This is a genomic window from Kitasatospora sp. MBT63 (assembly GCF_000710465.2).
In the GTDB taxonomy this organism is placed as follows: Bacteria; Actinomycetota; Actinomycetes; order Streptomycetales; family Streptomycetaceae; genus Kitasatospora.
In genome coordinates this window covers 1-12,724 of record NZ_JAIZ01000598.1, presented here as the reverse complement: position 1 = coordinate 12,724, position 12,724 = coordinate 1, and the positions used below count along the sequence as shown (strand labels likewise).

Annotated in this window: 11 protein-coding genes and 2 pseudogenes; 8 read left to right on the top strand and 5 right to left on the bottom strand. The window is 73.1% G+C overall.

Annotated features, from left to right (window positions below):
* Window positions 1-215, top strand: a pseudogene (locus AA75_RS52625) (DUF1275 family protein); the annotation flags it as partial.
* Between the two features lie 37 nt (window positions 216-252).
* Here AA75_RS52625 and AA75_RS31535 read toward each other — a convergent pair.
* Window positions 253-1,224 carry a pirin family protein gene (locus tag AA75_RS31535; RefSeq protein WP_033823746.1) on the bottom strand — a complete coding sequence of 324 codons (972 nt, stop codon included), beginning with the start codon at window positions 1,222-1,224 and terminating at the stop codon, window positions 253-255.
* 112 nt (window positions 1,225-1,336) lie between these two features.
* Here AA75_RS31535 and AA75_RS31530 point away from each other — a divergent pair, with 112 nt between their 5' ends.
* Window positions 1,337-1,837, top strand: a complete 501-nt coding sequence (locus AA75_RS31530) for a carboxymuconolactone decarboxylase family protein (RefSeq protein ID WP_033823745.1) — start codon at window positions 1,337-1,339, stop codon at window positions 1,835-1,837.
* Window positions 1,838-1,862: 25 nt separating this feature from the next.
* Here AA75_RS31530 and AA75_RS52620 read toward each other — a convergent pair.
* A pseudogene (locus AA75_RS52620) lies at window positions 1,863-1,958 on the bottom strand (exodeoxyribonuclease III); the annotation flags it as partial.
* A gap of 257 nt (window positions 1,959-2,215) precedes the next feature.
* Here AA75_RS52620 and AA75_RS31525 point away from each other — a divergent pair.
* The 3 genes from AA75_RS31525 (at window position 2,216) to AA75_RS31515 (ending at window position 4,800) form a co-directional block, all read left to right on the top strand.
* Entirely contained in the window at window positions 2,216-2,731 is a 516-nt protein-coding gene (locus AA75_RS31525; protein WP_033823744.1) for a hypothetical protein, read from the top strand.
* A gap of 40 nt (window positions 2,732-2,771) precedes the next feature.
* Window positions 2,772-3,779 carry a hypothetical protein gene (locus AA75_RS31520; protein WP_033823743.1) on the top strand — a complete coding sequence of 336 codons (1,008 nt, stop codon included), beginning with the start codon at window positions 2,772-2,774 and terminating at the stop codon, window positions 3,777-3,779.
* Between the two features lie 292 nt (window positions 3,780-4,071).
* Entirely contained in the window at window positions 4,072-4,800 is a 729-nt protein-coding gene (locus AA75_RS31515) for a DUF11 domain-containing protein (protein ID WP_033823742.1), read from the top strand.
* Between the two features lie 279 nt (window positions 4,801-5,079).
* Here the strand turns inward: AA75_RS31515 and AA75_RS31510 are convergent, their stop codons facing one another.
* From AA75_RS31510 to AA75_RS31505, 3 genes are all read right to left on the bottom strand, one after another.
* The gene (locus AA75_RS31510; RefSeq protein ID WP_199520461.1) at window positions 5,080-7,689 is read right to left on the bottom strand and encodes a DUF4132 domain-containing protein; all 2,610 of its coding nucleotides are present in this window, start codon (window positions 7,687-7,689) and stop codon (window positions 5,080-5,082) included.
* 62 nt (window positions 7,690-7,751) lie between these two features.
* Window positions 7,752-8,687, bottom strand: a complete 936-nt coding sequence (locus AA75_RS52615; RefSeq protein WP_233289280.1) for a WGR domain-containing protein — start codon at window positions 8,685-8,687, stop codon at window positions 7,752-7,754.
* 233 nt (window positions 8,688-8,920) lie between these two features.
* Window positions 8,921-10,177 carry a hypothetical protein gene (locus tag AA75_RS31505; protein ID WP_033823741.1) on the bottom strand — a complete coding sequence of 419 codons (1,257 nt, stop codon included), beginning with the start codon at window positions 10,175-10,177 and terminating at the stop codon, window positions 8,921-8,923.
* A gap of 83 nt (window positions 10,178-10,260) precedes the next feature.
* On the opposite strand from AA75_RS31505, the gene AA75_RS31500 reads away from it, so the two are divergent.
* From AA75_RS31500 to AA75_RS46210, 3 genes are all read left to right on the top strand, one after another.
* The gene (locus AA75_RS31500; RefSeq protein ID WP_033823740.1) at window positions 10,261-10,929 is read left to right on the top strand and encodes a response regulator transcription factor; all 669 of its coding nucleotides are present in this window, start codon (window positions 10,261-10,263) and stop codon (window positions 10,927-10,929) included.
* Window positions 10,926-12,269 (top strand): sensor histidine kinase KdpD, encoded by a 1,344-nt coding sequence (locus tag AA75_RS31495; RefSeq protein WP_033823739.1) that lies wholly within the window; start codon window positions 10,926-10,928, stop codon window positions 12,267-12,269. The genes AA75_RS31500 and AA75_RS31495 overlap by 4 nt, the downstream gene beginning before the upstream one ends.
* Window positions 12,270-12,621: 352 nt before the next feature.
* On the top strand, window positions 12,622-12,724 hold a 103-nt coding region (locus AA75_RS46210; RefSeq protein WP_304441507.1), incomplete at its 3' end, for an undecaprenyl-diphosphate phosphatase.

The following is a 12,724-nucleotide window of genomic DNA, read 5'->3' as shown; positions in this document are numbered from 1 at the left end:
CCACCGTGCTCACCCTCACCCTGACCGGCCTGGCGGCCGACTCCCGCCCGGCCGGCGGCGCCGCGCCGCGCCAGCGGCGCCGGATCCTCGCGGTGGCCACCATGCTGGCGGGCGCCGCACCGGGTGCGGTCCTGGTGCTGCACGGGCAGACCGCCTGGGCGCTGGTGGCCGGCGCGGTGCTGGCCGGCGCCACCGTGCTGCTGTACCGGGAGTGAGGCGCCGGCCCGCCGGGGAGGGCGGCCCGGTGCCTCCTCAGCCGGACCGCGGCACCGGGGGGTTGCCGCGCGGGGTGAGGGTGGCGCCGGGCAGGACGGGCGCCGGGAGGCGGTTCCCGGGGTAGCCGGCGACGCTGCCGAAGCGGTCGGAGCCGGCCTGCCACTCCTCCCGGGCCTCGGCGATGTCCTGGTGGTCGCGGCCGATGAAGTTCCACCACATCACGATCCGCTCCTCGAAGGGCGGACCGCCGATCAGGATGGCCCGGGCTGTCGTGTCGCCGGTGTTGGTGAGGGTCAGGGTGGTGGACCCGGGGGCGAGGTAACCGAGTTCGGCGGGGCGCAGCGGGGTGTCCGCGATTCGGACGTCCCCGTGGTCGACGAGCAGGCCGTGTTCGAACGAGGGGTCGACGGCGAGCGTGGTGGCCCCGTGGGGGCGGAGGGTGAGCTCGGCGCCGAGCAGGGGGGTGAAGGTGGGGACGGGGGAGGTGTCGCCCGCGAGGGAGCCGAGGAACACCCGGGCCTCGCCGCCGTCCAGCGGGACGGGCCGCGGCACGTGGTGGTGGAAGTCGCGGGCGGTGTGCCGGTGCTGTTCCGGAAGTGCCACCCAGAGCTGGACGCCGTGCAGGACGGTGGTGCCGGGCGTCGACACCTCGGAGTGGCTGATGCCGTGGCCGCCGGTCATCAGGTTCAACTCGCCCGGCCGGACGAAGGCGTGGACGCCGAGGCTGTCCCGGTGCTCGATCTCGCCGCTGAACAGCCAGCTCACCGTCTGCAGTCCGGTGTGGGGGTGCGGGGCGACGTCCATCCCGCCGCTGACGGCGACGTCGTCGGGCCCGTAGTGGTCGACGAAGCACCAGGCGCCGATCAGCGTCCGGGCCCGCTGCGGGAGGGTGCGCCGTACCGTCATCGCCCTCGGGCCGCCGAGCGGGACGTCCCGTGCGGGCAGCAGCTCCACCCGCGGTGCCCGGGTTCCGGCCGTTCCGGCGGGGTCGGTCTCGATGGTGCTCACGCTGGGTACGCTCCCACTTCTGCCACTGGTAAAATGGTTCTACATTCAACTACTATGCCATGGCGTAGTGGCGGGCGACAGCGGATCTGCCGGAGGAGTTCACGTGAGTGTTGTGACCAGTGTGGTGGCGCAGGCCCCGGCGCAGCGGCGGGTGTTCATCGACAAGCAGAGCCCCCAGGCGTACCGCGCGATGCTGGCGACCGCCGAGGCGGTCCGCGCCGTCGCGGCGGACGCCGGGCTGGACCGCAGGCTGGTGGAACTGGTCAACCTGCGCGTGTCCCAGATCAACGGCTGCGCCTACTGCCTGAGCCTGCACACCAGGGCCGCGCTGCAGGCGGGCGACACCGCGCAGCGCCTGGGTGTCCTGGCGGCATGGCGCGACACCGAGTTGTTCACCCCACAGGAGCGTGCCGCCCTGGCCCTCGCGGAGGCCACCACCGACCCGTCGGACGCGGCCGTGCAGGAGAGCGCCTACGCGGCCGCCCGCGAGGCCCTGACGGACGACCAGATCTCGGCCGTGGTCTGGGTGGCCATCGCCATCAACGCCTTCAACCGCGTGTCCATCCTGAGCAAGCACCCGGTCCGGCCGGCCCCGGCGCAGCGGGAGGGGTGACGCGCCCCGCCCCGGGTCCGACCTTGCGGTCGTAGGCCACGGTGACCGGTGCGCAGTCGGACCAGCGTTCGGGGTGGGTGGCGGCGCGTTCGACGTGGGCCTCGGCGGCCATGGCGGCCAAGGGGTGCTCCACGGGCAGCGGTTCGAGGTCGAAGACGTCCGGTGCCGCGTCTGCGATCTGCGGACGCGCCGTCAGGCGGCCGAGGGTGCCGGTGGGGCGGGCCGGGCTTCGCTCCGGTTGAGATGTGGCCATTCGTATGGCGGAACGCGGCGCGCGTCGCCTTGTGTGGACAGGTTGCGCCGGATTGTCTGGGGCGCGTCAGCCAGCATGTCCGCCGTCGGCCAGAATGTCCTCTGGCGGCCGTTCCGGGAGCCATCATGCGTGCACGAAGCCTCTATGTCGCGGCCGCAGCCGCCATTCTCGGCCTGGTCCAGCCAGGCCTCGCCGCCGCGGACGGCGACCCCAGCACCACGGTCACGTTCACCGTCACGTCCGGCGCACTGTCGATGTCGGTCCCGGCCAGCGTCAGCCTGGGCTCGGGAGCGCCCGGCACCACGATCAGCGGGGCGATCGGCCCCTCTACCGTCACCGACGACCGCGCCCTCCTTTCGGCCTCCTGGACGGTGACCGCGGCGGAGACGGACTTCGTGAACGGTCCGTCGACGATTCCCGCCGCCGACGGCACCTACTCGGTCGGGACGGTGACGACGACCGGCACCATCACCGTCACCACGACGGACGTGACGCTGAGCAACTCCGCGCAGACAGTACTCACCGGGAGCGCCGGCGTCGGAGACAACACCGCGACCTGGAACCCGACAGTCGCCGTGAACGTGCCCGCCGGCGCCGTCGGCGGAACCTACACCGGAACGCTGACCCAATCCGTTGCCTGACGGAACGAAAGGCGCGCGCCGGTACTGGGCTCTCCTGCTGATGCTGGCCTTCGTGCAGGCCTTCGTGCTGGCCGCCGGGGTGATGCCGGCGGCGGGGCAGGAGGCACCCGCGGCGTCTTCCCCCCAGGACCCGGCTGCGGGCGGGACCATCGCCATCAAGCTTCTCGACGCTCCGGAGAACCGCCGCGCCGATCCCAGAGCGCATGCCTACATCATCGACCACCTCGCCCCCGGCTCGACCATCGAACGGCGGGTGGAGATCACCAACAGGTCGTCCACACCGATGCACGTCAGCGTCTACGCCGCGGCAGCCAGCATCGCGAAGGGTGAGTTCACCTTCGCGCCGGAGCGGACCCCCGACGAGCTGACCGGCTGGACATCGTTCGATGCGGCGGACCTCGAGCTGGCGGCCTCCGAAACGGCGCGGGTGCGCACCATCGTTCGAGTGCCCGGGGACGCGGCCGCCGGGGAGCGGTACGGCGTCATCTGGGCGCAGCCGGCCGCCCCCACGGATCGCTCGCACACTCTGACGGTGCTGGGCCGGGTGGGCGTCCGCATGTACATCGACGTCGGTCCCGGTGACGAGCCACCCTCGGACTTCACGATCGAACGGCTCTATCCGGCCCGAGCCCGCGACGGGCGGGGAGAGGTTCGCGCCCGGATCCACAACACGGGGGGTCGCGCCCTGGACATCAGCGGGGCACTGTCCCTCCTCGACGGGCCGGGAGGACCGCACACCGGACCGTTCTCGACCGGCAGGACGGGCGCCACACTGGCTCCCGGCGACAGCGGGGAGGTGGTCGTCCCGCTGGACGCAACGCTGCCGAACGGCCCGTGGACCGGGGAGCTCACGCTCAGGAGCGGCCTGGTCGAGCACACCACCCGGGCCACCATCACCTTCCCGTCGACCCCCGGCAGCGTCGGAGCGGACGCCGCGCCGGTCGCCCTGCAAGGGGACTTCCCCACCTCGGTGGTGGCCTGGCTCGCGGCCCTCGCCCTCGCCGCTCTCTGCCTTCTGCTCTCCAGGTTCCTCCGGCGCCGTCGATGACCACTCCGACGACCATGACCAGCCCTCGCCGTCGGCCGATCTGCTCCGTGAGCGACGTATGACGGTCCCCGTCGAGCGTGTCACCGCTCCTTCTGCGCCGGCGCCGTCCTCGCCGGGGCGCCGACGTCGGCACACCTCTCGCCCGCCCCCCGCCGCACGGACGATGTAAGTCACGTTCGTGTCGCTATGAGTATCCACGGCTTGGTTTCGACGGTTGGAAGCGGAGATGTCGGTGTTCGGACATGGGAGAGGGCGGGCCGGAGCAAGCCGCGGCACGGGAGGTACGGGCGGCATGTGGCGATCGTGGCTGAGGGCGCGGGCCCGGAGGACGGGGGCGGTCACGCTGACCGGGCTGGCCGTCCTGCTGATCGTCCTGGCCACAACCTGGACCGCCACGCTTCGACCCGCCCGCGTCGCCCAGGTCGGCTACGCGGCGACGCCGGTGGTCGAGCCCCTGATCGCCATCGGCCTCACCGAACCCGGTGGCACCACTGGCCCTGGCGGCACCGACCGCGCCGCCAGAGCCGGCAGCAGCGGCAGTACCAGCCTCGCCTTCACGGTCGTCCCGGTCAGCCTGACCATCGCCAAGAGTCACACGGCCCCCTTCGTCAGCGGCGAGGACGGCGTCTACACCATCACTGTGGGTAACCTCGCGACGGCCAGCCCCACCAATGGCACCACGGTCACCGTCCACGACCTCCTCCCCGAAGGTCTTCGGGCCGACAGCATCACCGGCGCGGGATGGAACTGCGTTCCGGCCACCCTCACCTGTACGCGCAGCGACATCCTGCCTGCCGGGCACAGCTACCCACCCATCACCCTGAAGGTCGATGTCTCCTGCCACGCCCGTGAGCGCGTCACCAACACCGCTACCGTCACCGGAGGCGGTGACAGCACCACCCGCACCGCCACCGACCCCACCACGATCGAGCGCCACGGGCCTGACGACGGCGGGCATGACGACGGGCACGGCGGCCACGACGGGCATCATGACCACTGCGATGGCCACGACCACTGGTAGCACTCGGCCCGTGCGGACGTAGCGGGAGGTGGTGGAGGTCCTCCGTCCCTGCCGCGGACCTCCACCACCTCCCGCCCTGCCGGCGTCCTGGCCTGGCAGTCCGTCAAGTCGGTTGCGATCGTGTGCTCGTGTCGTCTCGACGGCCGGTGGACGGTTCCCGGCTGCAGCCGGGTCCACCGCCACCGGTTCGGCTAGCCCGGCAGGTCGCCGATCGGGTGACCCGGTGGCTCGTGGTCACGGCGGCCTTTCCCGGGTGGTCGTCGGTGAGGTGGCGAGGGGTCACAGCGTGGTCAGCTCGGTGAGGTCGGCGATCACCTCGGAGGCGGTCACCGGGTCGAGCTCGGCGAAGGTCGGGAAGGTGCGGTTGTGGGTCCAGTAGTCGCCCGGGCGCCTGTCGAGCCACACCGTTTCCACCCGCTGCTCGGGGTAGGAGTCGAACATGCCGACGGCGATGCCGTCCTCCGGGGCGATCACCACGTAGAGGTCGGGCCCGACCCGGCGGGACAGCCACTGCTCGATGCCGTTGTCCTGGGGCTCGCCGCGCCGCCAGCCGCGCCGTTCCATTCCGACCAGCCGGGTGGTGGGCAGCACCGGACCGTTCTCGAAGCGGGTGAGGCGGTGGCCGGCCCGCTCCTCGTCGGTCAGCGCATACACCGGGCGGCCGAGCTGGCGGAACGGCTGCAGGATCTCGTAGTCGGCGAACAGCGCCGACCAGTCGGCGAGGCCGTCGCCGAGCAGGAACGGGTGCGCCAGCCGGACGGAGGCCGTGGCCGGCAGCGCGAACGCCTCGTCCTGGACGTCCGCCAGGGTGCGGTCCTCGGCGACCCGGAACGCCGTCGAGGTGCCGTCCGCCTCGGCCAGCCACACCAGCCGGCGCACCAGGTGCCACAGCAGCGGATGCCCGACGAACAGCTGCCCGAACTCCTCGGCCGTCCACGACCGCCGGGTGACCATCGCGTCCTCCAGGCGCCGGATCTGGTCCCCGGCCACCGTGCGGACGTCCTTCTTCAGCGCGGCGAAGCGCTTGCGCCCGGCCGGTGCCAGCTCGGCGTCGTCCCGCGCCCCGGGGGACGGCAGGTCCTTGCGGCGCACGCCGTCCGAATCCTGCACGAACGGCTTGAGCTGCTCGTCGAAGCCCACCGTGAAGGTCCGGGTGCCGTAGTCGACGACGGTGGTCCCGTCGGCGTCCAGCCCGAAGTCCGGCACCAGACGGTCCGACAACTGCTCGCCGGACAGGCCGAGACCAGCTGCCACCTCGGAGATCTTCTCCTGGGCCCGGGTCTTGAGCGCCTTGAACTTCACCCGCTGCGCGATGCCGTGCAGGTGCAGCAGGGCGACGTCGGTGCCGATGGCGGCCAGCACCTCCAGGCCGTCCACCGCACGGTGGTGGGCCCCCTCGCCCGGCCAGGCGCGGAGCACCGGCGTCAGTCGGCGGACCGTATCGTCGTCACCGAACCGGCCGAGCACGTGCAGCGCCCAGCCGTCCTGGGCGGGCATGCCGGCCAGCCGCCACTGCTCGAACACCGCCCAGCAGAACTCCGTCAACGACCGCGGCTCGCACAGCAGGGCCACCTCGTCGAGGCCTGGGTAGAACGCCCCGGGCGCGGACAGCGCGAGCATGGTGAGTACGTGCCGCACCGCCTCGGCGGGCAGGGCGCCCTCGCCGCCGCGCAGCAGCAGTTGCGGCAGCATCACCGGCTCCGTCCAGTCGCAGGGCGGGGGCAGCTTCGCCGGGCACGCGGTCACCAGCGGGTCGGCCGACAGCAGTGCGCCCACGGCCTCCTCCGCCTGCGGCCCGTATTCGTAGGCCATCGCGCGCACCGCCGCCGCGCCGTGCGCCTCGGCGATCACCCGCAGGGCCTGCTCGGCGCCGGGCCGGGCCGGGCCGGTCCTCCCGAGCGCGGCGGGCGCCAGCAGCCGGGCCGCGTCCACGCCGTGCCGGGTGAACCAGGAACGCGCTGTGCTCCCGGCCGACTTGAGGCGCACCAGCCAGTCCGCCATGGTCTCGGCCACCCGGGCGTCCAGGTACGGAAGCAGCAGGGACGCGTGCGTGGCCGGATTCCCCACCGCTGCGGCCCGGATCGGCTCGACGGCGTCCGTCCCGAAGCGGGCGGCGACTCGGCGCAGGGAGTCCCCGGAGTGCCAGATACGCTCACCGGCGCGCCACTGCGAGAGCAGGGGCCGGGCCAACTCCTCGTCTCCGTAAGCGAACAGCGCGAGCTCGGCGTGCTGTCCGCCGCGCAGCCGCACGTCCTCGGGTTGCCCTATCCTGGCCCGGATCGTGGCCGCGACCCGCTGCCAGTCGTCGTCCGACCAGCTCGTGTACCAGGACTCGGAGGTCGCCGCCCACGCCTCGCGCTCACCCGGCAGCCACCGCATCTGCGGTTCCCGAGGCGCGCTGAGGCCGGTCAGCACGCGGGGCTTGGCGGTGGAGCGCGGCCGCGTCCACGGCGGGCTGGTGAACAGCTCCGGTAGCGAGTCGGGGCCGACTTCCGGCACTCGCTCGCCGAGGTCGGTGAGCGGCTCCACCACGGCCGCCTGCTCCGGCGTCAGCGCCGGCAGCAGTTCGAGCGCGGTCGCGCGGTGGACGGCGACGTGGCCGGTGAGGAGCTGCCGGGCGAGCTGCTGCGCGGCCGGGTCGGTGGAGGCCACCGCGGCCTCGGCGAGCAGGCGCAGGGCACGCCGGGGGAAGCGGCGGAGACCGGCCATGAGGGTGGCGCGGGTGGACTTGATGCCGTCCTGCTGGGCCAGTAGCCCGCGGAAGCCCTCGTCGGAGGGGAGCTCGGCGAGCGCGTCCGGGATCCGCTTCATGCCGTCCTTGTGGTGGTAGCTGGTGGTCAGATCGTGCAGCATCACCGGTGCTGCGTCGCCGCCGAGGCCCTCTGCCACGGTCGCGATGATCTCGGTGGACCATCCGTCGTAGCCCAGGCTCGGCAGCGGGGGAAGGTTCCTCAGCGGTTCGACAGAGGAGAGCGAGCACAGCAACATCGACCACTCGGCCGGGCCCAGCCGCGCACCCGACCTCGTGCACTCCTCAGCCCAAGCCAGCTCGGACGGCACGAGGTACGCCGACACCACCAGGCGGGCCAGGCTGGCCCGGCATCCGGCCAGGGCCCGGACCGCCTCGCGATGGGTCTCCTCGTCGCACCCTGCCAGCAGCGACCGGACCCGGTCCGCGGCGGGACGGTACACCGCAGTCCTGGGATCGACCCCACGCCGGACACGGGGTTGACGGTACGGGAGGTGTGCCAGTCGGTCTCGACAGCCACCGTGAACAGCTCGACGGTGGCCCTGGCGGCGAACGGCAGGCCGAACTCCGCCACCCAGGCGTCCACGGCCCTTCGAACGCTGTTCTCGGCGGGGCTCGAGAACAGCGCGGCCAGCACCGCCGCACCGAGCGGGTTCTGGCTGCCACGCTGGTGCGCCCGGGCGGCTGCGACCAGGTCCGCGTCACTGCGATCCGCGGTGAGGGCCTGCTCCAGCCAGGCATCCATCTGTCGCAGGGTGTCGTGGTAGCCGTTCACCGTGTTCTTCGCCGGGGCGGCCGGCGGGCGGATAGCCCCGCCTCGGCGGGGGATCAGCGCCCGGCGCCAGGCGTCCGGCAGCACGAAGGTGTCCTCGTCGACCGGGGCGTCCGTCGGCTCGGGGGTGGTGGCGGGCTGTGGGACGGGTGCCGCATCGGCGCCGGTCTCGCGGTAGCCCTTGCGCTCCTTCTCGGCGACCGTCCTGGCGAAGTGCACCTGAGCCGCCTCCGGGGTCGGGAACTCCTTGCTCTGCTCCCGCCCGTCGGTGCCGCACCGGCCGTAGCGCACGGTCACCACGGCACCGTCGACCGCGGCCTCCCAGAACTTGTCCGAGCCGCCCTCGACGAACTCCCAGCGCCGCACAGCCCCGCCCTTCTCCTCGCACAGGCGATCAGGTGAGGAACAGTAGCGAGGCCCACCGACAGACCACCCGGCAGGCCGCCAGGCCGCCGGCACTCATCGGCGCCACGCGGGGGAGCTCCTGAGCGCGGCGTCGAGCGGTGACTCTGCGCACTGGGCGTGGCCGTCGGTCCGGTCGGGTCGGACCTCGCGGTCGTGGGCCACGGTCACCGGTGCTGATGCGCGCCCGAAGGCGATCAGCCCAGGGAGGTGAGGAGCGTGTTGAGCGCCTTGACCTCGGCTGCCTTGTCCGGCTTCGACGCGCGCAGCGCCTTGAGCGCCTGGTCGATTTCGCCGTCGAGGAGAGTCCAGGCCTGCTGGTTCGTGGGTTGCAGCGTGGGCTGGTCGTCGTCCCAGGCCTTCTCGAGGTCGGTGATCCGGGCGGTCGCGCCCGCCTGGTCGCCGGAGTTCAGCTTGGCGAGGGTGTCCGCGGTGATCGTGCGGAACTTCGCGACCTCGGCGGGCGGGAACGAAGACGTCGCCTGATCCGGGGTGAGCGGGGCGGACGCGGCTCCCGCAGCGTCGCCCTCCTCGCCCGCCACGGCGGCGTGCGGCTGCTGGTGCGCCCAGACCAGGAGCGCCGCGGTGGCGACCGCCACGACGGCGTAGTAGCCGAGCATGATCCGCTCGCGGGCCGGGTCCGACGCACTCGCGGTCCGGGTCCCGCCGTGCGACTCGATCACGTCGGCGCGGCTGCGGGTGAGGTGGAGGACCGTGGCGAGGATCGCGGCCAGGAAGACCACGCTGGTCACCGCGGTACCGAGGCCCAGGCCGCCGTCGGCGCCGGGCGAGGCGAGCCAGTCGCCGAGGTTGGCACCGAGCGGGCGGGTGAGGATGTAGGCCAGCCAGAAGGAGAGCACAGCGCCGCCGCCCAGGCGCCGCCCGAGCACGATGGCCGCGATCAGCCCGAGGGGGAGCAACACGGAGACGCCGGGGGTCCAGCCCGTGAGCTCCAGGGTCCAGTCGCCGGTCGCGGTGCCGAGGGCGAAGGTGACCAGGACCGCGAGCCAGTAGAATAGCTCCCGGGGGCGGGTGACGATGCTGTGGATCGACAGGGTCCGCTCGCGGGCGTACCAGATCCCGAAGACGACGGCGAGGGCGACGGCGAACACGCTGCTGCTCAGCGCGAGGGGCACGCCCCGGCTGTCGGTGAGGATGTCGGTGTACAGGGTGCCGGTCACGCTCAGCACCACGACGGTGAGCCAGTAGACGAACGGAACGTACCGCCGGGTGCGCAGCTGCCAGCCCAGGACGGCGGCCAGTACGGCGGTGAAGATCAGCGAGGTGTCGATCAGCCCGACACCGAGGGTCATGTTGATCCAGTCGGCGAAGCTCTCGCCGACCGTGGTGCACAGGATCTTGATGACCCAGAACCAGACCGTGACCTCGGGCACCTTGTTCAGCAGCCCTTGGACGTCGGGTGCGGCCGAGCGCCGTTCCGTGTTGGTAGCCATGCGGGCGAGGCTCGCACGCCGGACCTGAACGCAACCTGAGCACCGGTTCCGGGACTCGCACCGGCCGGGCAATACTGGCCCGCATGACAGGTCACCAAGTGCTGGTCGTCGAGGACGACCACGGACTTCGCGACGTACTTGCCCGAGGCCTGCGCGAAGAGCACTTCGAGGTGCTCACCGCCGCCGACGGGGCCGGCGCGCTGCGCGCGGTCCACGGCCGGGTGGACGCCGTCGTCCTGGACATCGGCTTGCCCGACTCCGACGGGCGGGACGTCTGCCACGCCATGCGCGCGAAGGGGTTCGACGCGCCCGTGCTCTTCCTCACCGCCCACGACGCGCTGCCCGACCGGCTGTCCGGGTTCTCCGCCGGGGGCGACGACTACCTCGCCAAGCCCTTCCACCTGGCGGAGCTCGCCGCCCGGGTGCGGGCGGCGATCCGCCGCAACGGGCGCGCGCCCGGTGTGGAGGTCGACGACCTGAGTCTGGACCCCGTCGCGTACGTGCTGCGGTCCACGGCCGCCGAGCCGGTGGCACTCACCCCGACCGAGTTCCGGCTGCTGGCCTGCCTGATGTCCACACCCGGCGCGGTGGTCCGCCGGCGGACACTGTTGCGTGCCGGATGGCCCGAGGGCGCCCAGGTCAGCGACAACACACTCGACCAGTACCTGCTGCGGCTGCGACGCAAACTCCGTGGGGCGGGCAGCGCACGGAGCATCCTGACCGTCCGCGGCGTGGGGTACCGCCTCGCATGACGATCGGACGGGCCCCCGCCACGCTGCGCGGCCGCCTCGCCCTGCTCGCGCTGGCCACCACCGCCGTCTGGGTCGCGGTGCTCACCGCCGTCTTCAACGTGGAGCTCGGGGCGCGCCTGCGCCAACAGGCCGACGACCTGGTGCGCACCCGAGCGGCGGCGGTTGCCGCGACCATGGAGGCCCAGCCCGACGGGCGGATCGTCGAGCACGAGCCCGCCGACGACACGGCCCTCGACGTCGGAATCTGGATCTACCAGGGCACCACGGCCATTCAGCGCCCCAACGCACCCGAGGCGCTCCAGGACCGCGCGGACCGGCTCGCCGGCACCGGAGAATCCTCCGCGGACACCTCCGAGCCGCACGCCTTCCGGCTGTACGCGCTACCGATCAGGGCAGGGGAGAAGCAGGTGGGCACGGTCGTGGCCTCGGTCGGCCTGGACGCCTACCGGTACACCGCCCGATCGGTCCTGGCCGGCTCGATCGGCCTCTGCGTCCTGCTGCTCTCCGGCATCTACCTCGTCACCCGCACGGTGGTCGGGCGGGCGCTCCGGCCGGTGAGCGAGATGAGCACGCGGGCCGCCGAGTGGAGCGAACACGGCACCGCCCGGAGGTTCGGCGCCGACGGTCACCTCGCCGAGCTGGCGGGGCTCGCCGGCAACCTCAACCAGCTCCTCGACCGGCAGGCCGCGATGCTGCGCCACGAGCAGCAGTTGACCGCCGAGCTCTCCCACGAACTGCGCACCCCGCTGGCCAGGATCACCGCCGAGACCGACTGGCTCACCGCCCGCCCCCGGAACTCCGACGACCAGCGCACCTCGCACGAGGCCATCGCCACTGCCGCCGCCCAGATGCAGCGGATCTGCACGACGCTGCTCTCCGAGGCCCGCACCCGCGCCGACCAGGTGCCCGGCCGCTGTGCGGTGGACGGGGTGGCCCGCGCACTGGCCGAGCGGAGCATCGCGGAACACCCCGAGGCCCCGCCCGTCACCGTGGTCGGCGACGGCGCGACAGCGGGTGTGTCCGCCGCGGTCCTGGAGCGCATCCTCACACCGCTGCTCGACAACGCCCGCCGGTACGCGGTGCACCGGATCACCGTGGAGTGCGAGCGGCGGCCGGGCCACGTGCTGCTGGCCGTGGTCGACGACGGCTGCGGCGTTCCCGGGACCGTGGGCGAGGCCGTCTTCGAAGCGGGCCGCCGCGCCGACCCGGACGACGGCCACGACGGCGCGGGCCTCGGCCTCCCCCTGGCCCGCCGCCTCGCCCGCGCCGCCGGGGGCGACATCGTCCTCGCGCCCACGTCCGGCGGCGCGAGGTTCGTGGTGTCCGTTCCCACGGGCTGACGACCGGGACCGGCCGCGGGGTTCTGCCGCCCGGCCCGCGCGAACGCCTGACCGTCCGCGCCCACCTTCCCCGGCCGGTCGGTCCCCACCCGGTACCACCCGCCTCGGCCCGGGTCTTCAGGAAACGTTCAGCCAGCCTCGGCCATGCTGGCCGCGCCGCCTGCCCGCACAAGCGCGCGAACACCGCACAGCCGCGGGCCGGGCACTCGCCGTCCCGCCGCCGCCACGGCGGTGACGGGCCGTGCCCGCCGTGGGCCACGGCCCGCGCGGCAGCCCCAGGCCTTCCCCTCCGAGCGGAACAGGAAGACACGATGCGAAGCGAACGACGGACACGCGTGGCGGGTGTCCGGTGATCGACTGGATCCATGCGGCCGTGCTCGGCCTGATCCAGGGGCTCACCGAGTTCCTGCCGGTATCCTCCAGCGCCCACCTGCGGGTCTTCTCCGCACTGCTGG